A 22,585-nucleotide genomic window follows, 5' to 3' on the forward strand; every position below is an offset into this window, starting at 1 on the left:
TCGAAATCAGGAAGCGAACAGGGCGTTGAAGGCGCGGGCGCGGCGGGTGACTTCCTGCGCGCTGTCGGCACCGAACAGGCCGTGGATCACCGCCAGCAGGTCGGCGCCATGGGCGACCAGCGGGGCGGCGTTGTCGAGGGTGATGCCACCGATCACCGCGATCGGCAGCTTGACCTGGGCGCGGGCCTGCTCGATCAGGTCGAGGTTGGCGGCCGGGGCGCCGGGCTTGGTCAGGGAATTGAAGAAGCGGCCGAAGGCCACGTAGCTTGCGCCTTCGCTGGCGGCCTGTGCGGCCAGGTCGAGGCTGGCATGGCAGGTTGAGCCAATGATGGCTTTGCGCCCGAGCAGGGCGCGGGCCGGCGTGAGTGGGCCGTCGGTCTGCCCCAGGTGCACGCCGACGCCCAGGCGCGCGGCCAGCTCGGCGTCATCGTTGATGATCAACTGGGTGCCGTAGCGCTCGCAGAGTTGCATCAGCGCCTCGGCCTCGCGCAGGCGTCGCGCCGCATCGTCACCCTTGTCGCGGTACTGCAGCAGGCAGACACCGCCTTCGAGCGCTGCCTCGACATGGGAGAGGAAACGGCCGGCGAGCAGCTGGCTGTCGGTGATCGCGTACAGGCCGCGTAGCTTCATGTGATGGCCTCGTATCAGGAGCAGAAGTCCAGGGGCAGGCGGCGTGGCACGTACTGGCCCTTGCCCAGTTGCTCGGCGTCGCGCAGCGTGCGCCAGGTGTAGTCCAGGGCACTGCGCACGGCGCTTTCGAGCTGCTCGCCCAGCGCCAGCCGGCCGGCCAGGGCGCTGGCCAGCGTGCAGCCTGAACCATGGTAGCTGCCGGGCAGGCGCTGGCAGGTCCAGGTGTGTTGCTGGCCGCTGCGGCTGTACAGGCGGTTGTGGATTTCCACCTCGTCGCCATGGCCGCCGGTAATCAGAAGATGCTCGCAGAACGGCAGAAGTTTCTCTGCGCATTCGTCGGCACTGCCGTTCGGCAGTTCGGCAAGGATGCGTGCCTCGGGCAGGTTGGGCGTGGCGATGGTAGCCCGCGGCAGCAGACGCTCGCGCAGGGCGTAGCCGACCTCGTCCTTGCCCAGGCGGCCGCCACCACCGGCACGCAGCACCGGGTCGCAGACCAGCGGCAGGTGCGGATGCGCGGCGAGGAGTTCGGCGACGGTGTCGACCATCTCGATCGAGCCGAGCATGCCCAGCTTCACCGCTGCCACGGTGGAGTCGGCCAGCACGGCATTGGCCTGGGCCAGCACCCACTCGCGGTCGAGTACGCGGAAGTCGGAAACGTTGACGGTATCCTGAACGGTCAGGGCGGTCACGGCAGGGGCGGCGTGACAGCCTTGGGCGATCAGGGCTTCGATATCTGCCTGCAGGCCGGCACCGCCACTGGGGTCGTGGCCGGAGAGACAGAGGACAACGGGGCGGGAGCTGTAGGTATTCATGGTCGGCGAGCTTACCACCAAACCCCTTTGCGCGAATCGGCGAGTGCGGCAATTTTGCTGACCAGATGGTCAGGTTGTACGTTTGGCGTTGCCTGAAATGTCCGTTCTAGAGGGCTTTCTTTGAAATTGGCAGTGGCTGCTGGACGGCTCCGAAGGCTATGCTAGAGTGCTCGGATAACTCGATTAACGGCGCTGCCGGGTTTCGTCGTCTCAAAGGGATGGGAGGCAATCACGACACAACCGCGCAGACCATGCTGGGGCTGTATGCGCTATTTGCTGATTGTGCTCTTGGGCTGCCTGCCCCTGCTCGCCGGAGCGGTCGATTTCGACGATGCTACCCGGCAACTCCCCTTGGGCAAGCTGATGCAGGTCTACGAAGACGTGGATGGCAGCACCAGCATCGACCAGGTCAGCGCGCCAGCGTTCGCATCGCGCTTTCGTACGCATACCCACGACGTGCTCAATGCCGGTTATTCGACGTCGGTGTTCTGGCTGAAGCTCGACCTGCGCCCTGTCGGTCTGCCGGCAGCGGCGCCCCGCCAATGGTTGCTAGAACTGGCGTACCCGCCGCTGGATCATCTGGAGCTCTATCTGCCTGACGGCGAGGGCAAGTGGCGCCTGGCGCAAAGCACTGGCGACGCTTTACCCTACGCCAGTCGGCAGATCCAGCAGAACAACTACCTGTTCGAACTGCCGTTGCCCCGCGAGCAGACCACCACGGTCTACCTGCGCCTGCACAGCCAGGGATCGGTGCAGGCGCCGCTGACCCTCTGGTCGGCCGAGGCCTACATCGAGTCGCAGCCGGGGCGCTTCTACATACTGGGCATGATCTACGGCGTACTGCTGGTGATGCTGGTCTACAACCTGTTCATCTATCTGAGCGTGCGCGATGTCAGCTATCTCTACTACATCCTTTATATAGGTGCGTTCGGGCTGTATCAGATCTCGGTCAACGGTGCCGGGGTCGCTTACTTCTGGCCTGAAAACCCCTGGTGGACCAACGCCGCCACGCCGTTGTTCATCGGTGCGGCCGGCCTGTTCGGTTGCCAGTTCACCCGCCACTTCCTGCAGGTGCGTCGCCTCAGCCCGGGGTTCGATCGGTTGTTGTTGCTGTTGATGGCCGGGGGTGTGCTGGTGATGCTGCTGGCCGTCAGCCTGTCCTATGGCGTGGCGCTGCGCATGGCCACGGCGCTGGCGCTGGCCTTCACGGTGACTGTGTTCGCTGTCGGTGTGATGGCCTGGCGGCGCGGCGTGCGCGTTGCGCGCTGGTTCGTCATCGCCTGGACGGCGTTTCTGCTCGGCGGGTTGGTCAACACGCTAATGGTGCTGGGTTACCTGCCCAATGTGTTCCTGACCATGTACGCCAGCCAGCTCGGCGCGGCACTGGAGGTGGCGTTGCTGTCGCTGGCCCTGGCCGATCGCATCAACAGCCTGCGCGAAGAGCAGTCGCGGGCGCTGCGTGACAGCGGCCGAAAACTGGAGCAGCTCAATCAGCAACTGGCGCGCAGCAATCGGCTCAAGGATGAATTCCTCGCCACCGTCACCCACGAGTTGCGCACACCGATGAACGGCGTGATCGGTTCGCTGGAACTGATGCAGACCCTGCCCATGGGCGCCGAGCAGGCGCAATACCACCGCACGGCCGTGGGCTCGGCACAGGACATGATGGCGATGGTCGACGACATCCTGATCCTCACCGAACTCCAGGCGGGCCGTCTGCGCGCCCACGGCGCACCGTTCAGCCTTCGGCGACTGTTGCAGGAGCTGCGGGCAGGGTATGCCGGGCAGGCACTGGGCAAGGGCTTGTACCTGAGTCTGGACGTGCCTGCGGACCTGCCCGACAGCCTGGTGTGCGATGCGCAGAAACTTGCCCGCTGCCTGGCCTGCCTGGTGGACAACGGGCTGAAATTCACCCATCAGGGCGGTGTGATGATCCAGGTTCGTGGCCGCTTGATCGGGCCCGACAGCCTGGCGTTGAGTGTGACGGTCAGCGACAGCGGCATCGGCTTCGACGACCTGGACCAGGCCATCCTGTACCAGCGTTTCTTCCAGGTCGATGGCTCCATGACCCGGCGCTATGGCGGCCTGGGGATCGGTTTGTCGATCTGTCGTCAGTTGGGCGAGCTCATCGGCGCGCGCCTGTCCCATGAGTCGACGCGTGGCCTGGGCAGTCGCTTCGAACTGGTGATGACGGTGGCCGTGGCCCAGGTGCAGGTCCCTGCCGGGCAGATCGCTTCCGGACCTCGGACGCTGTAGGTCGGGTCGCCAGAATCGGCGCTTTTGCCACTTTGACTCAAGGGTAATGAGTGCTTCACTGGACCTTCCAGGCCACTTCGGATCCAGGAGCCGCCATGAACCTGCACCAGTACGCCGAAACCCACGAAGTCACCAACCAACCGCCGCCGCTCGACGGTGCCAACCTGTACCGCCTCGATGTACCGCTGCAGGAGTGGTCCAAGCGTTTCGGTGCAGGGTGGGCCGAGGCACGGATCGATGCCTATGGTGCATTGGCGGGTGGGCCGCTGATGGCAGCAGGGTTCCTGGCCAATGCCCACAAGCCCGAATTCAGCAGCCACGACCGCTATGGGCATCGCATCGACCTGGTGACCTTCCATCCGGCCTACCACGAGCTGATGCGTACTGCGGTCGAGCATGGCCTGCCCTCGCTGCCCTGGTCCGAGCCGCGCGCCGGTGCCCATGTGGCCCGGGCCTCGATGACCTACCTGCACAGCCAGGCCGAGGCCGGCACAGGCTGCCCCTTGACCATGACCTTTGCCGCCGTACCGGCATTGCGCCTGCAGCCGGAGCTGGCCGAATACTGGCTGCCCAAGGTGCTGGCGCGTGAATACGACCCACGCAACATCGGTGACCGGCACAAGGCCGGGGTGACCATCGGCATGGCCATGACCGAGAAGCAGGGCGGCACCGACGTGCGTGCCAACACCACCCGTGCTTATCCGGTCGGCACGCCCGGGCCGGGGCAGGCCTACGAGCTGGTGGGACACAAGTGGTTCTGTTCGGCGCCGATGTGCGATGCCTTCCTGACCTTGGCGCAGACCGAAAAAGGCTTGAGTTGCTTCCTGCTGCCGCGTCATCGACCGGACGACCAGCGCAACCAGTTCTACATCCAGCGCTTGAAGAACAAACTGGGCAACGCATCGAACGCCTCCAGCGAGGTCGAGTTCCGGGGTGCCCTGGCCTGGATGATTGGCGAGGAGGGCCGCGGCGTGCCGACCATCATCGAGATGGTGGCCATGACCCGCTTCGACTGCATGGTCGGCTCCAGTGCCTTGATGCGTCAGGCCCTGACCCAGGCCACCCATCACTGCGCGCACCGCAAGGTCGGCGGCAAGCTGCTCAGCGAGCAGCCCCTGATGCAGAACGTGCTCGCCGACCTGGCCCTGGAAAGCGAAGCAGCGCTTGCCCTGAGCCTGCGCATGGGCCAGGCGCTAGATCAGCTCGACGATCCGCAGCAGGCGCATTTCGCGCGGCTGGTCACGGCGGTGGGCAAGTACTGGATCTGCAAACGTGCCCCGGCGATGATCAACGAAGCCGCTGAATGCATGGGCGGCGCGGGTTATGTAGAGGACAGCATCCTCCCGCGGCTGTACCGCGAGGCGCCGGTCAACTCCACCTGGGAGGGCTCGGGCAATGTGCAGTGCCTTGACGTGCTGCGCGCGCTGTCCAAGGAGCCGGGGGTGCTCGACGCCCTGTTCGTCGAGCTGGGGGATGGCCATGGCGATCCTCGGCTGGCCGCGCACATCGGCAATCTCAAGGGCGCCTTTGCCGACACCAGCGACATCCAGTACCGGGCGCGGCAGTTGACCGAGGACATCGCCGTGGCGATTCAGGCCAAGCTGCTGTTCGAGGCGGGCAACGCCGCAGTGAGCGATGCGTTTATCGGCAGTCGCCTGGGCACTGGCGGTCGGGTGTATGGCGCGTTGCCGCGTGGCGTCGATGCCCAGGCCCTGGTGGCGCGGGCCACGCCGCTTTGATCGCGTTGGCCCCTTCGCGGGTAAACCCGCTCCCACAGGTATTGCGCTGTATTTGAAACCAGCGGTGAACGTGTGGGAGTGGGTTTACCCACGAAGAGACCACCGGGGATGTTTTTAGCGCCGAAGGCAGGCAAGATGGAAACCCTGCATGCCCTCGAAGACAGGAAGCCCAGCGTGAGCCAAGCGTTTGTAGTCGTTGATACCCCCGAACAGGCCGTCGATCGTCTGGCGGCCCTGCATGAACAGGCCACCGGGGCCCTCAGCCAGGCCCTCAAGCGTTACCTCAAGGACCGCACCGAACCGGACGAAGGCCAGCGCGCCCAGTTCCGCTATCCGGCGTTACGCCTCACCTACTTCAGCCAGGGCGAAGTCGCCGCTACCACGCGTGCCTATGCCAAGGTGCAGGTCGCCGGGACCTACAGCGTCACCGTTACCCAGCCGGCCGCCTTCCGCGGTTATTTGCTGGAGCAGCTACGCCCGCTGATGAACGACTACACCGTGACGGTGGAAGTAGGTGTCAGCGAGCAGAACATCCCGTATCCCTACGTGGTCGACCAGGGCGACGAACTGGCCGGCAGCGGCATCACCGCCGCGCAGCTGGCGCGGGTGTTCCCCAGCACCGACCTGTCTGCCGCCACCGACAACATTGCCGATGGCCTGTACGACTGGGAAAGCGCCGACACGCTGCCGCTGGCGCTGTTCGACGCCGCCCGTGTGGACTTCTCGCTGCGCCGCCTGGTGCATTACACCGGCAGTGACTGGCGCCACATGCAGCCGTGGATCCTGCTGACCAACTACCACCGTTATGTCGACCAGTTCATCGCCCACGGCCTCGAGCAGTTGCGCCAGGACCCGCGTTTCGTGCGCATGGTGCTGCCGGGCAATGTCGTGATCGAGAAGGGCATGGATAACGGCGAGGCCCAGGCCCTGGTGGCTGGCGTGGTCTGGCACCGCTACCAGATGCCGGCCTACCATCTGATCGCCGCCGACGGCGATGGCATTACCCTGGTCAACATCGGTGTCGGCCCGTCCAACGCCAAGAACATCACCGACCACCTGGCCGTGCTGCGGCCGCACTGCTGGCTGATGATCGGCCACTGTGGCGGCCTGCGTCAGTCGCAGACCATCGGCGACTACGTGCTGGCTCACGCCTACATGCGTCGCGACGGCATCCTCGATCGCGTGGTGCCGCCGAACATCCCGATCCCGGCCCTGGCCGAGGTGCAGTTGGCGCTGCAGGAAGCGGCGGCGCAGGTGACCGGCGAGCGCGGCGAGCAACTGAAGAAGCGCCTGCGTACCGGCACCGTGCTCACCTACGACGACCGCAACTGGGAGCTGCGCTGGGCCCAGGAGCGCCCGCTGATCAACCTGTCGCGCGCCGTGGCGGTAGACATGGAGAGCGGCACCATCGCCGCACAGGGTTATCGCCTGCGAGTGCCCTACGGCACCCTGCTGTGCGTTTCCGACAAGCCGCTGCACAGCGAGATCAAGCTGCCGGGCTCGGCGAACGCCTTCTACAACCGTGCGGTCAGCCAGCACCTGAAGATCGGCATCGCTGCCCTCGACCTGCTGCGCACCGAGCTCAACTCGCTGCACTCGCGTAAACTGCGCAGCTTCGATGAGCCGCCGTTCCGCTGAGGATCCATGCCCCTGCCACCCCGCTCCAAACCGCGCCGCCCGGCGGCGCGTCCTGTCGGTCCGCGTCGCCCGCCCAAGGCGCCGCCGGCCGAGCCGCGCCTGATTCTGTTCAACAAACCCTTCGATGTACTGACCCAGTTCAGCGACGACCAGGGGCGCGCCACGCTCAAGGACTTCATCGATATCCCGGGTATCTACCCCGCCGGGCGTCTGGACCGCGACAGCGAGGGCCTGTTGCTGCTGACCAATGACGGCGGTTTGCAGGCGCGCATCGCCGACCCGAAGCACAAATTGCCCAAGACCTATTGGGTACAGGTGGAGGGGGATCCGAGCGAGGAGCAGTTGCGGCAATTGCGTGAGGGCGTCGAACTCAACGATGGCAAGACCTTGCCAGCCGAGGCGCGCCTGCTCGATGAGCCTGCACTGTGGCCGCGCAACCCACCGGTACGCTTTCGCAAGAGCATTCCCACGCAGTGGTTGGAGCTGGTGATCCGCGAAGGGCGCAACCGCCAGGTGCGGCGTATGACGGCGGCAGTGGGGTTGCCGACCCTGCGTCTGGTGCGGGTCAGGATCGGTAGCTGGACCCTCGATGGACTGGAGCAGGGCTGCTGGCGCGAGGTGCCGGCACGGCTGTAGGGCTGCGCTACACCCCTTCGAGAAACCCCACCACCACGCTCTTGATGATGAAGGCCAGCACCCCAAGCCCCAGCACGAAGAACAGGATCAGCGTGCCGAAGCGCCCGGCCTTGGATTTTTTCGCCAGGTCCCAGACGATGAAGCCCATGAACCCGATCAGCACGGTGACCAGGATGATCATCATCCATTCTTCGAATGCGGCAGGATCCATCTTCAAGCTCCAGGCGGTTTGAAGGCCCGATCATACGCCGGGCCTGGCAGGGTTCAACGGAGGTGGGTCAATGGCATCTCGGTACTGGCCAGTACCTGGTTGAGCACGAAGCTCGAGCGCACGCTGGTGACGCCTTCGATGCGGGTCAGGCTGCCTAGTAGTAATTTCTGATAGTGGTCCATGTCCGGTACCACCACCTTGAGCTGGTAGTCGGCGTCCATCCCGGTTACCAGGCTGCACTCGAGCACCTGGGGCAGGTTGCGGATGGCGGCTTCGAAGGTTTCGAAACGTTCGGGGGTGTGGCGGTCCATGCCGATCAGCACGTAGGCGGTGAGGCTCAGGCCGAGCTTCTTGCGGTCCAGCAGGGCCACCTGGCGCGAGATATAGCCGTCGTCTTCGAGCTGCTTGACCCGCCGTGAGCAGGGCGAGGGGGACAGGCCGATGCGTTCGGCCAGTTCCTGGTTGGAGATACGTGCATCGCGCTGCAATTCGGCAAGAATGCTCAGGTCATAGCGGTCGAGCTTGCTCATCAAGAAGGCCTTTTCTGTTCGGATTGCGGCGAATTATCGATCCTGAGTGAAAAATTGCGCAAGTGCTATTTATCAGAGCAATCTTCGCAATCCTCTGTCGCACCCATTCCTCTATCTTTATCAACAGAATCACTGCCCGGACTCAAGTCCACGGCGACGAGCCCTAGGCGGGCGGTCGCGGCCAGCCATCCAACCGGATCACCTGGCCCCCGGGCTGCACAGCGTCCAGAAGACACTGTGAGGTGAGCCGACGCCACAAGCGTCGAGCACGGACGACAATTCCCAAAGGGAGGCCCAACGGCCTCCCTTTTTTATTGCCCGTGTACCTGGGGGATTTCATCTGCCTGCCCCCGCCTCAGGTTAGACTGCTGCCATCAAGCGCTGTGGTTATCGAGAGGACGAGCATGAGGTCACGCATCTGGCAGTGGGCGGGTGTTGGGTTGCTGGGCATGGGCATCAGCCTCGGGGCGCTGGCCCAGGGGCCGGACGACGGACGTGGCTGGGGTGGCCAGCAGGAGTCCAATGGCCCAGGCCAGGGCAGTTCGCCGCTCAACTCCCGTGACGAAGTGCGCCAGACCCAACCTCCGCGCCAGGGCTACTATCAGGATATTCCGCGTCGCAACGGCGACAACCGCCACTGGGAAGCCGGCGGCCCGGGCCAGCGCCCTGGCGGTGATTGGCGGGGCCGGCCTGACGGCCATGGCAACGGCTGGGGACCGGGGCCGCAATACCGCCCTGGCTACACCACCGACCGTTTCCCGGACCGTTACTGGAAAGTGCCTTACCGCGGGCAGGACTATTTCTATTCAGGCGGCTACTGGTACCGCCCGCACAGTGGCGGCTACATCGTGGTGCGCCCGCCCTACGGCGTGCGGGTCAACTACCTGCCTCCCTATGCCCAGGAAGTGTGGTTGAGCGGATTGCTGTACTTCCTGGTGGCCGATACCTACTACCAGTATCAGCCCGACAGCCAGGAGTACGTGGTGGTCAATCCGTCCGCCCCTGCATATGCACCGCAACCCCAGCCCCAACCGGACAATGGTTATGACGTGGTCGCCTACCCGGCGAACGGACAGGGCCCCGAGCAGCAGGAGCAGGATCGCTACCAGTGCCATCGCTGGGCCGTCAGCCAGTCCGGGTTCGATCCGGCCACGGCCACCTATGCGCCACCGGCCAATGTGGCCAACGGCTACCGCCGTTCGCTGGCCGCTTGCCTGAGTGGTCGGGGGTACAGCGTCAACTGAGGGGGCGCGCGGCTTGGGGAGCAGAGCAAATCTGCTCCTGCCGCTAGACAGGGTCGGCGTGGACCATGACATCCGCGCGCGGATAACGCTGGCGGATCGCTTCCGACGCCTTCACGCACAGGGCATGGGCGTCATGCAGCGGCAGTGCGCCGGGCAGTTCCAGGTGCAACTGGACGAACCAATGGCTGCCTGACACCCGGGTACGCAGGTCGTGCACGCCCTTGACGCCGGGAATGGCCAGGGCCAGTTCCTGCATGCGTGCGCCGATGTCGGCGGGCAGCTCCTGGTCCATCAGGATCGAGGTGCTCTCACGGGCAATCTGCAGGGCGCTCCAGAGGATGTACAGCGCAATCCCCAAGCCGAACAGGGCATCCAGTTGTGGCCAGCCAAAGCCGGCCAGCAGCAGGGCGAGCAGGATGCTGCCGTTGAGCAGCAGGTCGGAGCGGTAATGCAGCGAGTCGGCACGTACCGCAGTGGAGCCGGTGATGCGGATGACCTTGCGCTGGAATGCCAGCAGCGCCACGGTCAACACCAGCGACAGCAGCATCACCGCAATGCCCGCGCCCGTGTCGCCCAGCGGCTGCGGCGTCTGCAGGCGCTCCACCGCCTGGAATCCGATCAATACCGCACTGACCGCAATGAAAAGCGCTTGGGCCATGCCGGCCAGGGCCTCGGCCTTGCCGTGGCCGAAGCGGTGATCGTCGTCGGCCGGGCGCAGGGCGTAATGCACTGCCAGCAAGTTGAGGAAGGAGGCGACGGCGTCGAGCGCCGAATCGGTCAGGCCTGCGAGCAGGCTCACCGAGCCGCTCAGCCACCAGGCCACGGCCTTGGCCAGTACGAGAATGCCAGCCACCGTCAGCGAAGCACGGGTGGCCAGGCGCAGCAGGCGTAGATGTTCGGCGGTGGCAGTCATGCGTGGCGTGTCGTTCCGGGGTCGGTCAGGCGGCCGGGACCAGGCCGAAGGCGGCCAGTTGCTCAACGCTGCCACGATGCTGGATCAGCCGTGGATCGTTCAGCGGCAGGCGCTGGCCCAGTTCGCTTTCGAGAATAGCCTGCAGCTTGAGGTTGTCGATCTTGCCATCGGTACCGACCGCAGGCTTGAGCTTGGCCGGGTCGACCTGGGCGGTCTTGCCGCCAGGGTAGTAGATGGCGCCCGTGGCGAAGTCGACGCCGAAGGCGATCAGGCCAGGGATGACGTAGAAGAGGATGCCGATCGCGTCCATGGCGGCGACCACCGGGTCGATCTTGCCTTCGATCTGGCCACGGCGATCGGGATAGAAAAGGGTGCCGCAGGCCGTCAGCTGGGTCAGCAGGGCGGCGATGAGGGCGCCGCCGATGACGCGGGAATGGATGCGCATTTGAATCTCCGGAAAAGATGACTGCAGGAGGTCGGGCAAAAAACGCCTGCACCTGATGCTCAGACCATGACGAAGCGGCCTCGGTTCGCCGTTATACTCGCTCGTTCGTTTGAGGACCACCATGAATTCTTTACCGATCGATGCTGTCTTGCCCGCCCTGCGCCAAGCCTTGGGCCAACGCCACGAAGCTGTGCTCGAGGCGCCGCCTGGCGCGGGCAAGACCACCCGCGTGCCACTGGCCCTGCTCGACGAGCCATGGCTGGCCGGGCAGCGCATCGTCATGCTCGAGCCGCGTCGTCTCGCGGCCCGCGCTGCCGCCGAGCGCATGGCCAGCGAGTTGGGGGAAAAGGTCGGTGAGACGGTCGGCTATCGCATCCGGCTGGATAGCAAGGTCGGGCCGGATACCCGCATCGAAGTGGTTACCGAAGGCATTCTCACCCGCCGCCTGCAGGCCGATCCGGCGTTGGAGGGCGTGGGGTTGGTGATCTTCGATGAATTCCACCTGAGAAACCTCGATGCTGACCTTGCCTTGGCGCTCACGCTCAATGGTCGTGAACTGTTCCGGGACGATACGGCGCTAAAAGTGCTGCTCATGTCGGCGACTCTCGAAGGAGAAAGGCTGTCGCGCCTTCTGGAAGACGCTCCGATCATCACCAGCGAGGGGCGGATGTTCCCGGTCACGACGATCTGGGGCAAGCCGCAGCAAGCCGGCGAGTACATCGAGCCGCGAGTGATCAGCACCTGTCTCGATGCGCTGGCCGAGCAATCGGGAAGTCTGCTGGTGTTCCTGCCGGGCCAGGCTGAAATCCGTCGCGTCCTGACAGGGCTTCAGGACAGCCTCGATGCCTCCCCGTCCCTGAAGCGCAATACCTTGCTTTGCCCGTTGCATGGAGAGCTCGACCTGAACCAGCAACGGGCCGCGATCGACCCTGCGCCACCGGGCATGCGCAAAGTGGTGCTGGCCACCAACATTGCCGAGACCAGCGTCACCATCGATGGCGTGCGGGTGGTCATCGATGCCGGGCTTGAGCGTGTTCCGCGCTTCGATCCACGTAGCGGCATGACTCGTCTGGATACCCAGCGGATCTCCAGGGCCAGCGCTACCCAGCGGGCAGGGCGTGCCGGACGGCTGGAGACCGGCGTTTGCTATCGCTTGTGGTCCGAAGCGCAGCACGATCAGATGGCAGGCTTCGCCACCGCCGAAATCCAGCAGGCGGACCTGACCGGGCTGGCGCTGCAGCTGGCCAAGTGGGGTGTCCAGCCGAATGAGCTGGCGTGGCTCGATGCCCCCCCTGCGGCTGCGTACGCACAGGCCAACGACTTGCTGCGCCGCCTTGGCGCGCTCCAGGCGGACGGGCAACTGACCCGGCACGGGCAGGCGATGGCCGAGCTACCGAGCCATCCTCGAATCGCCCATCTTCTACTGCGAGGTCACGAGCTGGGGCTGGCCGAAACCACGTGCACTATCGCGGCCCTGCTGGGAGAGCGGGATATACAGCGTGGCGCGGGCGCTGACCTGCACAGCCGGCTGGCCATTCTCAGCGGTGAGCAACGTGCCCAGCGCGGTGAGCAGGGGGGCGCCCAGCGCGCCAGGCAACTTTCCAGGCAGTATCGATCCTACCTGCGTGGCCCTGTGTCGCAAGCCGTCGCCGATCCTCATCATCCACGTTGGGTGGGCTGCCTGCTCGCGCTGGCCTATCCCGACCGTGTCGCCCAGCAGCGACGTGATGGCGGGGCCGAATATCGCCTGGCCAATGGCCGGGCAGCGATGTTCACCGAGCCGGACGCCTTGATGAAGCATACCTGGCTGGTCATCGCGGACCTGGGCAGCCGACAGGGCCAGCGGGAGGAGCGGATCTATCTGGCCGCCGACCTGGACGCGGCGCTGTTCGACACCGTCCTGAAAGAGCAGGTCCGCACGGTGGACGAGCTTGACTGGGATGAGCGAGAGGGCGCCCTGCGCGCCGAGCGACAAACCAAGGTTGGCGAGCTCGTGCTGTCGCGCACGCCCCTGGCCTCTCTGAGCGATGAGGCGCGCGTGCAGGCGCTGCTTGACTATGTTCGACGCAAAGGTCTGGAGCTTCTGCCCTGGACGCCTGACCTTCGTCAGTGGCAGGCGCGTGTGGAGCTGTTGCGGGTACTGGATGAGGAGGCGGGTGTCGTCGGCCAATGGCCCGACCTGCGGGATGAGACGTTGCTGCAATCATTGGACGAATGGTTGGGCCCCTATGTCGGCAAGGTCGCCCGGCTCAGCCATTTCGCCCTGCTCGATCTGTCTTCGATCCTGCGCAATCTCCTGCCCTGGCCGCTGCCGCAGCAACTGGATGTCCAGGCACCCCAGACGATGGCGGTGCCCTCAGGATCCAGTATTCGTATCGACTACAGCGAGCGCCCACCCGTGCTTGCCGTTCGACTTCAGGAGTTGTTCGGGCAGGCCGACACGCCACGCATTGCCAACGGCAGGCAGGTGCTCAAGCTGCACCTGCTGTCCCCAGCCCGGCGCCCGGTCCAGGTGACCCAGGACCTGGCCAACTTCTGGCGCTCGACCTACCTCGAGGTGAAGAAGGATTTGAAGGGCAGGTACCCCAAGCATTTCTGGCCAGATGACCCGTTGGTCGCGCAAGCCACTGCCCGCGCCAAACCAAGGGGTACTTGAGTTAGGCGACGGTGCGTTGAGGCGTTTCAATACACGTGTAGCCAGGACGTGCCTTCAACTGAACCCGGCACATCCACCTTATGGATCACGAACTCGGCAGGTTGGGTATCTTGAATACTCAGATAGTGCATCTTGTGCCCCTCGATTTCCGTATGTTCGCTACAGACGCCTACGCGAATGCCACGATGGCCATCTAAGATGGCAGCGCATTTAGCCGTCTGCCCAATCCAGTAGCTCGATCTTCCAGGGATAGGTTGTGCTGTTGTAGTCATAAAGTCCCAGATAACCATTTTTGCTGAAGCCCAGGTGTCCAGGGTTGTCGCTGTAACCTGTGGCCATCAGCTTGAACCAGAGGCGGTCGGGCGTTTTGGAAAGGAACTTCATCGAAAACAAGGGTGATTCACCCATGCCGCCCGCTTGAAGCCAGTTCGCTTCGTTGAACACACCCCAAGCAAGGTGTTCGTTGGGGCGACTGAAGCGTAACGGCACCTTTTCTTCGTTTTGCAACAGGTAGATTCTGGCGTTGGAGTCTTCGATGGTGGGGGCGGCAAGAACTGCCTTGATTTCTTAATTGATCATTGGTCTCTAATCTCCTGCAGAGTTGGGGGCGTGTCCGGAACGGATACACACCCTCTACTCTGCAGTTGCTTCATCGATGGCAGCAGCGTGAAAGCGTTCCTGCAAGGGCGAAGCATGTCGCGCAGGTCACTGACTGCTGGCAACCTTGTCCACGGCCTGCAGGATCACCTTGGCCACTTCGGCCGGTTGCGACTGCTGCGGCACGTGGCTGGTCTGCAGTTCGGTGGTCTGTGCCCCCAGCTTCTTGGCGAAGTCGCGTTGCAGGCCTGGATCGATCATGCGGTCCTGACCGGCCACCACGTACCAGGACGGCTTGGTGCTCCAGGCTGCGGCGCTGGTGCGCTCCTCGAAGGCCGAGGCGCGGATCGGGCCTTGGGTGGCGGTCATGATGTCAGTCTGGGCCTTGGGCAGGTCCTGGGCGAAGTCGGTAGCCATGCCTTGAGGCGTCAGGTACAGGTAGCCGTTGCTGTCGGCCGCGATCTGGCTGATGCCGGGTGGGGTCGGGTAACCCTGGGCCAGGTCCTTGCTGGCCTGGCCGGCATCGGGTGCGAATGCTGCCACATAGACCAGCCCGCGAACGTTGGCGTCGGTACCCGCCTGGCTGATCACCGTGCCGCCCCAGGAGTGGCCGACCAGGACCACGTCCCCTTGCTGGTTGTTCAGCACGCGCCGGGTGGCGGCGACGTCCTCGGCCAGCGAGGTCAGCGGGTTCTGCACCACGGTGACCTTGACGCCATGGGCCTGCAGCAGCGGTACGACCTTGGCCCAGTCCGAGCCGTCGGCAAAGGCGCCGTGGACGATGACCACCGACGGTTTGGCGGTGTCGGCGAAGCTGCTGCCCAGGGTGAAGATCGAGGCAGTCATTGCGATTGCGGTGGCAAGCTTTTTGAATTGGAACATGGCGTGGTCTCCTGTGAGTGATGGCTGTATTCTCGGCAGGATGTGCCTGTACGGGTATCGGTCGAATGACCGAGCCTCCAATTCACTCCACTGTAGACCGCTCATGCCTGCTACCGACTGCATCCCCCTGGAAGATGCCATCCTCGCCCTGTCGATGGTGGGTGACCTGAGCATGGGTCAGCCTATAGATCAGTCGCGCCGCACGGCGCGGCTGGCGCGCAGGCTCGCGCACGCCTGCATGGGCGAGGGCGACCACCTGCAGGTGGCCGCTGATGTCGCACGGTTGCGCTGGTCCGGTTGCACTGCCAACGCCGAAGATTTCACCCGCCTGCTCGGTGACGACGTGGGTGGCCGCCAAGCAATGCTTGCGCAGACCCTCGACGCCGCCGGGCAGCGGGCGATGCTGCAGACCGGGCCGCTGGCGCGCGTGCACTGCGAGGTGGCAGGCGAGGTGGCCGCGGCTCTTGGGCTGGGCGCGCCAGTGGAGCAGGGGCTGCGGCATGTGTTCGAGCATTTCGACGGTAGCGGCCGACCATACGGCCTGCGTCATCCGCAGGTGCCTGAGGTGGTCTATCAGGTGGTGCTGGCAGGTGATCTGGAGATTCTTTCGCGGGCGCGGGGTCTTGAGGCGGCGCTGGCCTGGATCGAGGGGCAGGCCGACCAGCGGTACCCGCGCAGCCTGGTGAGGGAGCTGCAGTGTCAGGCGGCGGACTGGTTGCATGACTTGCAGGAGGCTGAACAAGCGACTGTCCTGAATACAGCCTGCTCCGACGTGCCTTTGACCTTGGTTGCCGATGTCATCGACCTCAAGTTGACCTGGCTTTCGGGCTATTCGCGTGGTGCGGCTGCGCTGGTGCATGACGCCGCCGCGCTGATGGGCATGCCGGAGGCGCTGCAGGGCGTGCTAAGACAGGCGGCGCTGGTGCATGGCATCGGCCGCGCCGCGGTGCCGAACCGGGTCTGGAACCTGCCAGGTGCATTGCTTGAGGGCGACCGCGAGCAGATTCGCCTGGTGCCCTACTGGACTCAGCGCGCTTGCGCGCAGATACCGGCATTGCAGCGTGCGGGCAAGCTTGCAGCACACGCCTACGAGCGTCTCGATGGCAGTGGTTATTTTCGTGGCGTGGAGGGTGATGCCCTGGCGCCGGAGCAGCGCTTGTTGGCCGTGGCGCTCGCCTGGCAGGCGCTGCGGGCCGAGCGTCCATGGCGAGCGGCGCTTGGCCAGCAGGAGGCCGAGCAGTTGCTCAGGCAGGAGGCGCAACAGGGGCGCTTCGACCTGCAGTGTTGTGAAGCCGTGTTCGCTGCCGAACGCGGGGAGCGCAAGCTGCCGATAGCCAAAGGGGGCGGTGGCCTGTTGAGTGAACGCGAAAGCGAGGTGCTGCGTCAGATCAGCCTGGGTCACAGCAACAAGGAGGTCGCGCGGTTGCTGGGCATCAGTCCCAGTACTGTGCGCACCCATGTCGAGAGCACCTTCCGCAAGCTCGAATGCACCACGCGCGCTGCAGCAACGCTCAAGGCACTGACCCTCGGGTTGTTGTGAGCGCTGGAGTTCAGGTTGTGGGAACCACGAGGAACTCGGCGTCGTTCCCTTCGTAGGTGTTCAGGAAGTGGTAGTTGAAATTATCGAAATGGGGGGCGTCCTGCCAGGTCTTGACGCCATGCCCTTCGTGATCACGCAAACGGCAGACCCAGCCATTGGGCGCGTGCCGCAACGGTTCCAGTTTCCAGTAGTCGGTCACCTCGCTGACCTTATAGAGCCCGAGATAGCCGCCGACGCTTCGCCCAAGCCTGATCAATCCGCTCGACCTGCTGATCATGTAGTGCAGGCGGTCTTCGGTCTTGGAGTGAAGCTCGAAGTCCAGAATCAGAGAAGGTTGGTCACCTCCTGCCTGCAGCCAGTCGTCCCCCGGGACTAATCCCCAGGTGAATTTATCCGTCGTTTTGCTCCGCCTGATCGGGACGAGCACGTCCCCCTTCATCCAGTAGATCGTGGCTTTGAAGTCACGCTGTAGCTCGGTTGCGGAATCTGTTGTCATACCCATTGCATGCATCTCCTGCGGGTGCCCGCGACTGTCGGGCGTCGTTCAGGAGTGTCGATGCAATACGTTGGGCAGGGCACCGCGAACGCTTTCCAGAGCGTTGCCGTCATCCCGTGCAGCTTTCAGTTTCCCGCAGCGGCGCCGGCCTCGCTCTCCAACAGCATGAACAGGCGGTACAGCACCACGCTGCTGAACAGTTGCAGGAAGCCGCTCAGGCTGTCCAGCGCCAGTTGCGCGCCCGGCTGTGGCTCTGGGAAGGCCATCAGCAGCAGGCCATCGAGCAGCCACAGCGGCGCGAGCACCGACAGCACGCAGATCAGGATGCGCATGAAGTGCCCGGTGGTCATGCGTGCGCTCTCGCGCATCGACTGCACGACAGGCAGGCCGCGCAGCACCAGCAGGTACTCGGCGAACACCAGGTTGATCATGATCCATACGCCCGGGAAGATGAACAGCGCCAGGCCCGCCATGATCAGCAGCGAACTGATCAGGATCAGCAGGGCCAGCGCCGGCCACAACTGCACGGCGCGCGCGAACAGGTTGCGCTTGCTGATCTGCTGGCCGTTGCTGCGGGTGTCCAGGTAGAGGATCAGCGCGGCGCTGTACAACGGGTAGAACAGCAGGCTGACCAGCATGCCGTAGGCTGGCGAGGCGTCGTCACCCAGCTGGCGGTACAGCAATTGGCTGAACAGGGCTTCCAGCACCACCAGCGGCAGGCACAGCTGCAGGATGCTGGTGAAGTGGCGGCGGAAGAAGTAGAGGGAGTCGCGCAGTATCGTCAGCGGGTTCATCGGTCTATATCGCAGGAAAAAGCAGTGCGTCACTTTAGCCCAGGAGCGAGCGATGCTGAAAAAAGTTTCATCGGCCCCGTAATTGAATCCGGCCCTGGCACGCCCCATCTTTGACCTTGTCCGATGTTCCGCATGGCCCAAGAGGTAGCCCATGAACACTGAAGAACAAACCCTGATCGACGGCCTGTTCGGCCGCATCAAGCAGGCCGAGGATCCACAGCAGCCGCGCGATGCCCAGGCCCAGGCGCGGATCGAGGAGCATCTGCGCCAGCAGCCGGCGGCCCCGTACTACATGGCCCAGGCGATCCTGGTGCAGGAAGCGGCGATCAAGAAGCTCGACGAGCAGAACAAGCAGCTCGAGGCCGAGCTCAGACAAGCCCGCGCCCAGGCCCAGCAAGAGGCGCCGAAGGCCAGCGGTGGCTTCCTGTCGAGCATCTTCGGCAGCAGTACGCGTAGCCCGGAGGCTCAGCGTCCGGTCGCGCCGCCCCCAACCTCCGGTTCCGGTGGCTGGCGCGAGCCTGCGCCCCAGGCCTATGCCCCGCAGCCTCAGGCGCAACCGCAACCACAAGGTTTTGCTGCGGCCCCGGCGCGCAGTGGTGCGAGCAGCTTCCTCGGGGGGGCCATGCAAACGGCTGCGGGGGTGGCGGGTGGTGTGTTGCTGGCGCAAGGCATCAGCAGTTTGTTCAGCCATAACTCGCAACCCAACGAGGTGGTCGAGGTGATCCGCGAAGAGCCGGCCCCAGCCAGCGACAATGGTGGCTGGAATGACCAGGACAACCAGCGCCAGGTCGCTGACAACGGCGATTGGGGCAACGATCAGGGCGGCTACGTGGACAGCGACTACGACAGCGGCGGCGGTGGCTTCTTCTCGGACGATGACGACACCTTCGTCTGATGCGTCTGGCATAATCGCGTGATTCCCAGGGGCGCACTGCGCCCCTTTCGCCGTTATCCCGGGGCCACCAGGTGAAAAAGATCGCGCTGTTCGCGGATGTGCAGAACCTCTACTACACCGTGCGCCAGGCCCATGGCTGTCACTTCAACTACAGTGCCCTCTGGTCCCAGGTCAGCCGCGATGGCGACATCGTCGAGGCCGTGGCCTATGCCATCGACCGGGGTGACAGCAAGCAGCAGCAATTTCAGCAGATCCTGCGCAACCTCGGCTTCGAGGTGCGCCTCAAACCTTACATCCAGCGCAGCGACGGCTCGGCCAAGGGTGACTGGGACGTGGGCATCACCCTGGATGTGTATGAGGCCGCCGGCCGGGTCGACCAGGTCGTACTGGCCTCCGGTGATGGCGACTTCGACCAGTTGCTCGAGCGGGTGATGCTGCGCCATGGCGTCGAGACGGTGGTCTACGGCGCGCCAGGGCTTACCGCGCTGTCGTTGATTCGCGCAGCCACGCGCTATGTCCCGATCGAGGGTAATTTGCTGCTGCGTCACTGAACCGGCGCACTCATCCCTTCCTGCCATTGCCCTGCAAGTGATCCAGCGGCACCCGCCGTTCCACCGCGCTGGACAGAATGATCGACGTCTTGCTGAACCCCAGTTGCGACACCTGGTTGATCAGCGCTTCGAGCTCATGCATCGAACCCACCGCCGCCTGCATGATCACGCACGGGTCGCCCGTGACCCGATGGCATTCGGTGAGCTGGGGGATGCGCGCCAGGGCGTCATAGGCCTGCTGGTTGCCGTGGCTGGCCAGGCGCAGTTCGATGATGCACTGGATGGGCAGGCCGATCTTTTCCAGGTCGACCTTGGCGGCGTAACCGGTGATCACTCCGCTGGCCTCGAGTTTGGCGACTCGTTCGGCTACCGCCGGCGCCGACAGGTTGACCTGGCGGGCGAGCTGGGCGTAGGTGGCGCGACCGTCTTCGAGCAGGGCGGCGAGCAGCATGCGATCGTACTTGTCCATGGGCTTCTCGGTGCGGATATGCAATCAACGGAAAAACAGGTGAATTACCGTTCATTGCAAAGTGTATGGGTCTATTAAACGTGTTTTGTAACTTATGTTTACGGGAGTGCCTTTCTAAACTAAGTCACCCGTAAACGGATTTCGAGTCTTTTGTCATGCCTGCCTCCCGTCGTTTTCCCTGGCTGCTGATCGGCGCCTTCATCGCCCTCTATCTGGTCTGGGGGTCTACCTACCTGGCCATTCGCATCGGTGTCGAATCCTGGCCGCCCTTGCTCATGGCCGGGGTGCGTTTTGTCATTGCCGGCAGCCTGTTGTATGGCTTCCTGCGCTGGCGCGGGGTGCCGGCTCCGACCTGGGCGCAATGGCGGGCGGCGGGGGCGATCGGGTTTCTGCTGCTCAGTTGCGGCAACGGTGGCGTGACCCTGGCCGAGCATGCTGGCGTGGCATCGGGCGTTGCAGCGCTGGCGGTGGCCACGGTGCCGTTGTTCACCTTGCTGTTCGGGCTGCTGTTCGGTCATCGCAATTCGCGTCTTGAATGGGCGGGGATTTTCCTCGGGCTTGCCGGTATCGGGCTGCTCAACCTCGGTTCGAACCTGCAGGCCAGCCCCATGGGGGCGGTGTTGATCCTGTTCGCAGCCGCGGCCTGGGCGTTCGGCTCGGTGTGGAGCAAGAACCTGCCCTTGCCCCAGGGCGCCATGGCCAGTGCTGCCGAGATGCTGGTGGGCGGCGCTGCGTTGTTGATCGGCAGCGCCCTGAGCGGTGAGCGCCTGACCCAGATGCCGACGGCGGCGGGCTGGGGGGCACTGGCCTACCTGATCTTCTTCGGTTCGATCGTGGCCTTCAGCTCGTACATGTACCTGCTCAAGCACGTGCGGCCGGCGGCTGCGACCAGCTACGCGTACGTCAACCCGGTGGTGGCGGTATTGCTCGGGATTGTCTTTGCCGGTGAGCAGATCGGCGCCGAGGAATGCCTGGCCATGGGGGTGATCGTCGGGGCGGTGGTGCTGATCGGGCTGCCACAGTGGCGGCGTGCGCCCCGGCAGGTGGCCTGAGGGGCCGGTGCATCCGGTGGTAGCGGTGGGCGTCAAAGCCAGCGCAACTCCAGGGGGCTTGCGGTAAACTGCCGCCTTCGCTGAACCCCCTGACGGTATCACCATGAATTTCGCCAAACTCGGCCTGATCGAACCCCTGCTGCGCACCCTGCAGCAGCGGGACTATTCCACCCCGACCCCGATCCAGGCCCAGGCCATCCCCGCCGTGCTGGCAGGGCGCGACCTGATGGCCGCTGCCCAGACCGGCACCGGCAAGACCGCCGGTTTTGCCTTGCCGGTGTTGCAACGCCTGGCGCTCGAGGGTGAGAAGGTAGCCAGCAATTCGATCCGCGCGTTGGTGCTGGTGCCCACCCGCGAGCTGGCCGAGCAGGTACACGCCAATATCCGTGAATACGCCGAGCACCTGCCGTTGAGCACCTACGCGGTGTACGGCGGCGTCAGCCTCAACCCACAGATGATGCGTCTGCGCCGTGGCGTCGACTTGCTGGTGGCGACGCCGGGCCGCCTGCTCGACCTGTTTCGCCAGAACGCGGTGAAGTTCGGCCAGGTTCAAACCTTGGTGCTCGACGAAGCCGACCGCATGCTCGACCTGGGCTTTGCCGAAGAACTGCAGGCGGTGTACGCCGCCTTGCCACGCAAGCGCCAGACCTTGCTGTTCTCGGCGACCTTCTCCGACCAGATCCGCATGCTCGCCGGCCTGGCCCTGAACGATCCGCTGAGTATCGAAGTCAGCCCGCGCAACGCCGCCGCCACCACCGTCAAGCAATGGCTGGTGCCGGTAGACAAAAAGCGCAAGGCCGACCTGTTCTGCCACCTGATGCGCAAGCAGCGCTGGAAGCAGGTGCTGGTGTTCGCCAAGACCCGCAACGGCGTCGATCAACTGGTCGAGCGGCTGCTGGCCGAGGGGGTCAATGCCGATGGCATCCATGGCGATCGTCCACAGGCGACCCGCCAGCGGGCGCTGGATACCTTCAAGGCGCGTGAAGTCCAGGTGCTGGTCGCGACAGACGTCGCTGCTCGCGGCATCGATATCGACGACCTGCCGCTGGTGGTCAACCTCGACCTGCCGATCGTTGCCGAGGATTACGTACACCGCATCGGTCGTACCGGGCGAGCGGGTAACAAGGGCGAGGCGATTTCGCTGGTGTGCGCCGACGAGGTGCAATTGCTGTCGGCGATCGAGGTCCTGATCCGCCAGACGTTGCCGCGTCATGAAGAGCCGGACTTCATCCCCGATCACCGGGTGCCGATGACCGATGCCAGCGGCCAGGTGCTGAAGAAACCGAAAAAGCCCAAGAAACCCAAAGAGAACAGTGCCAAGCGCGGGCTGGGCAAGTGGATGGACAGCTCGGAAGATTCGGCACCGACGGTCAAGCCGGTGCGCAAGGTGCCGAGTTTCAACAGCGGGCCACGCAAGCGCAAACCCTAGTGCGGGGGTTCCTGTAGGAGCGGGCTTGTCCCGCGATCGGGCGCGAAGCGGCCGTAAACCCAGCTACCGCAGTCCCTCAGGAAAAGTACGGTCGCCTGAGTTACGGCCGCTTCGCGCCCGATCGCGGGACAAGTCGCAGCGGCGAACCGCCGCTCCCACAGGGATTGGGC

Annotated in this window: 22 protein-coding genes; 11 read left to right on the forward strand and 11 right to left on the reverse strand. The window is 64.6% G+C overall.

The genetic code is table 11. From position 1 onward, the window contains the following. Positions 1–6: 6 nt before the first annotated feature. Together thiE and HU748_RS10955 are read right to left on the reverse strand one after the other, a co-directional pair. Positions 7–630: a thiamine phosphate synthase gene (gene thiE, locus HU748_RS10950; protein ID WP_186669277.1), complete on the reverse strand. Its 624-nt coding sequence runs from the start codon at positions 628–630 to the stop codon at positions 7–9. 14 nt (positions 631–644) lie between these two features. Then, positions 645–1,442, reverse strand: coding sequence for a hydroxymethylpyrimidine/phosphomethylpyrimidine kinase (locus HU748_RS10955; protein ID WP_186669278.1), 798 nt, complete (start codon positions 1,440–1,442; stop codon positions 645–647). 264 nt (positions 1,443–1,706) lie between these two features. Between HU748_RS10955 and HU748_RS10960 the strand changes: the two genes are divergently transcribed. The 4 genes from HU748_RS10960 to HU748_RS10975 all read left to right on the forward strand — a co-directional run bounded on the left by HU748_RS10960 (position 1,707) and on the right by HU748_RS10975 (position 7,711). Continuing rightward, positions 1,707–3,698: a hybrid sensor histidine kinase/response regulator gene (locus HU748_RS10960; protein WP_186720334.1), complete on the forward strand. Its 1,992-nt coding sequence runs from the start codon at positions 1,707–1,709 to the stop codon at positions 3,696–3,698. Between the two features lie 95 nt (positions 3,699–3,793). Next, positions 3,794–5,437: an acyl-CoA dehydrogenase family protein gene (locus HU748_RS10965; RefSeq protein WP_186720335.1), complete on the forward strand. Its 1,644-nt coding sequence runs from the start codon at positions 3,794–3,796 to the stop codon at positions 5,435–5,437. 135 nt (positions 5,438–5,572) lie between these two features. Continuing rightward, on the forward strand, positions 5,573–7,075 hold the full coding sequence (amn, locus tag HU748_RS10970; RefSeq protein ID WP_186669281.1) for an AMP nucleosidase: 1,503 nt from the start codon (positions 5,573–5,575) through the stop codon (positions 7,073–7,075). Positions 7,076–7,081: 6 nt separating this feature from the next. Next, entirely contained in the window at positions 7,082–7,711 is a 630-nt protein-coding gene (locus tag HU748_RS10975) for a pseudouridine synthase (protein WP_238343329.1), read from the forward strand. 7 nt (positions 7,712–7,718) lie between these two features. Here HU748_RS10975 and HU748_RS10980 read toward each other — a convergent pair whose 3' ends face one another. Further along, positions 7,719–7,922, reverse strand: coding sequence for a DUF2788 domain-containing protein (locus tag HU748_RS10980; RefSeq protein ID WP_186720336.1), 204 nt, complete (start codon positions 7,920–7,922; stop codon positions 7,719–7,721). A 53-nt stretch (positions 7,923–7,975) separates the two neighbouring features. Continuing rightward, on the reverse strand, positions 7,976–8,452 hold the full coding sequence (locus HU748_RS10985; protein ID WP_016712159.1) for an Lrp/AsnC family transcriptional regulator: 477 nt from the start codon (positions 8,450–8,452) through the stop codon (positions 7,976–7,978). A gap of 404 nt (positions 8,453–8,856) precedes the next feature. Between HU748_RS10985 and HU748_RS10990 the strand changes: the two genes are divergently transcribed. Further along, the gene (locus HU748_RS10990; protein ID WP_186669282.1) at positions 8,857–9,696 is read left to right on the forward strand and encodes a DUF6515 family protein; all 840 of its coding nucleotides are present in this window, start codon (positions 8,857–8,859) and stop codon (positions 9,694–9,696) included. Between the two features lie 43 nt (positions 9,697–9,739). On the opposite strand, the gene HU748_RS10995 is transcribed toward HU748_RS10990, so the two are convergent. Together HU748_RS10995 and HU748_RS11000 are read right to left on the reverse strand one after the other, a co-directional pair. Continuing rightward, complete coding sequence (locus tag HU748_RS10995; protein ID WP_186669284.1) at positions 9,740–10,609, reverse strand: cation diffusion facilitator family transporter; 870 nt, start codon at positions 10,607–10,609, stop codon at positions 9,740–9,742. Positions 10,610–10,634: 25 nt separating this feature from the next. Beyond that, the gene (locus HU748_RS11000; protein WP_186669286.1) at positions 10,635–11,054 is read right to left on the reverse strand and encodes a polyribonucleotide nucleotidyltransferase; all 420 of its coding nucleotides are present in this window, start codon (positions 11,052–11,054) and stop codon (positions 10,635–10,637) included. A gap of 121 nt (positions 11,055–11,175) precedes the next feature. Between HU748_RS11000 and hrpB the strand changes: the two genes are divergently transcribed. Further along, the gene (gene hrpB, locus HU748_RS11005) at positions 11,176–13,710 is read left to right on the forward strand and encodes an ATP-dependent helicase HrpB (protein WP_186720337.1); all 2,535 of its coding nucleotides are present in this window, start codon (positions 11,176–11,178) and stop codon (positions 13,708–13,710) included. A gap of 210 nt (positions 13,711–13,920) precedes the next feature. Here the strand turns inward: hrpB and HU748_RS11010 are convergent, their stop codons facing one another. Both HU748_RS11010 and HU748_RS11015 read right to left on the reverse strand, forming a co-directional pair. Beyond that, positions 13,921–14,217 carry a hypothetical protein gene (locus HU748_RS11010; RefSeq protein WP_186720338.1) on the reverse strand — a complete coding sequence of 99 codons (297 nt, stop codon included), beginning with the start codon at positions 14,215–14,217 and terminating at the stop codon, positions 13,921–13,923. 198 nt (positions 14,218–14,415) lie between these two features. Beyond that, positions 14,416–15,189 carry an alpha/beta hydrolase gene (locus tag HU748_RS11015; RefSeq protein WP_186669290.1) on the reverse strand — a complete coding sequence of 258 codons (774 nt, stop codon included), beginning with the start codon at positions 15,187–15,189 and terminating at the stop codon, positions 14,416–14,418. Positions 15,190–15,292: 103 nt separating this feature from the next. Here HU748_RS11015 and HU748_RS11020 point away from each other — a divergent pair, with 103 nt between their 5' ends. Further along, a complete protein-coding gene (locus tag HU748_RS11020) occupies positions 15,293–16,729 on the forward strand; it encodes an HD domain-containing phosphohydrolase (protein ID WP_186669291.1) in 1,437 nt (478 codons plus the stop codon). Positions 16,730–16,739: 10 nt separating this feature from the next. Here the strand turns inward: HU748_RS11020 and HU748_RS11025 are convergent, their stop codons facing one another. Beyond that, positions 16,740–17,231, reverse strand: coding sequence for a hypothetical protein (locus tag HU748_RS11025; protein ID WP_186720339.1), 492 nt, complete (start codon positions 17,229–17,231; stop codon positions 16,740–16,742). A gap of 119 nt (positions 17,232–17,350) precedes the next feature. After that, positions 17,351–18,019 carry a YciC family protein gene (locus tag HU748_RS11030; RefSeq protein ID WP_186669293.1) on the reverse strand — a complete coding sequence of 223 codons (669 nt, stop codon included), beginning with the start codon at positions 18,017–18,019 and terminating at the stop codon, positions 17,351–17,353. Positions 18,020–18,170: 151 nt separating this feature from the next. Here HU748_RS11030 and HU748_RS11035 point away from each other — a divergent pair, with 151 nt between their 5' ends. Both HU748_RS11035 and HU748_RS11040 read left to right on the forward strand, forming a co-directional pair. Further along, on the forward strand, positions 18,171–18,914 hold the full coding sequence (locus HU748_RS11035; RefSeq protein ID WP_186710549.1) for a DUF2076 domain-containing protein: 744 nt from the start codon (positions 18,171–18,173) through the stop codon (positions 18,912–18,914). Between the two features lie 71 nt (positions 18,915–18,985). Then, positions 18,986–19,465, forward strand: a complete 480-nt coding sequence (locus HU748_RS11040; RefSeq protein WP_186669296.1) for an NYN domain-containing protein — start codon at positions 18,986–18,988, stop codon at positions 19,463–19,465. Between the two features lie 10 nt (positions 19,466–19,475). Here the strand turns inward: HU748_RS11040 and HU748_RS11045 are convergent, their stop codons facing one another. After that, on the reverse strand, positions 19,476–19,934 hold the full coding sequence (locus tag HU748_RS11045) for an Lrp/AsnC family transcriptional regulator (RefSeq protein WP_054892846.1): 459 nt from the start codon (positions 19,932–19,934) through the stop codon (positions 19,476–19,478). A gap of 155 nt (positions 19,935–20,089) precedes the next feature. Here HU748_RS11045 and yedA point away from each other — a divergent pair, with 155 nt between their 5' ends. Further along, complete coding sequence (yedA, locus tag HU748_RS11050) at positions 20,090–20,986, forward strand: drug/metabolite exporter YedA (protein WP_186710550.1); 897 nt, start codon at positions 20,090–20,092, stop codon at positions 20,984–20,986. 103 nt (positions 20,987–21,089) lie between these two features. Then, positions 21,090–22,415: a DEAD/DEAH box helicase gene (locus tag HU748_RS11055; RefSeq protein ID WP_186669302.1), complete on the forward strand. Its 1,326-nt coding sequence runs from the start codon at positions 21,090–21,092 to the stop codon at positions 22,413–22,415. The last annotated feature ends 170 nt before the right edge of the window (positions 22,416–22,585 follow it).

Origin of the sequence: Pseudomonas sp. RW3S2 (assembly GCF_014268955.1) — a bacterium.
Lineage (GTDB): Bacteria > Pseudomonadota > Gammaproteobacteria > Pseudomonadales > Pseudomonadaceae > Aquipseudomonas > Aquipseudomonas wayambapalatensis.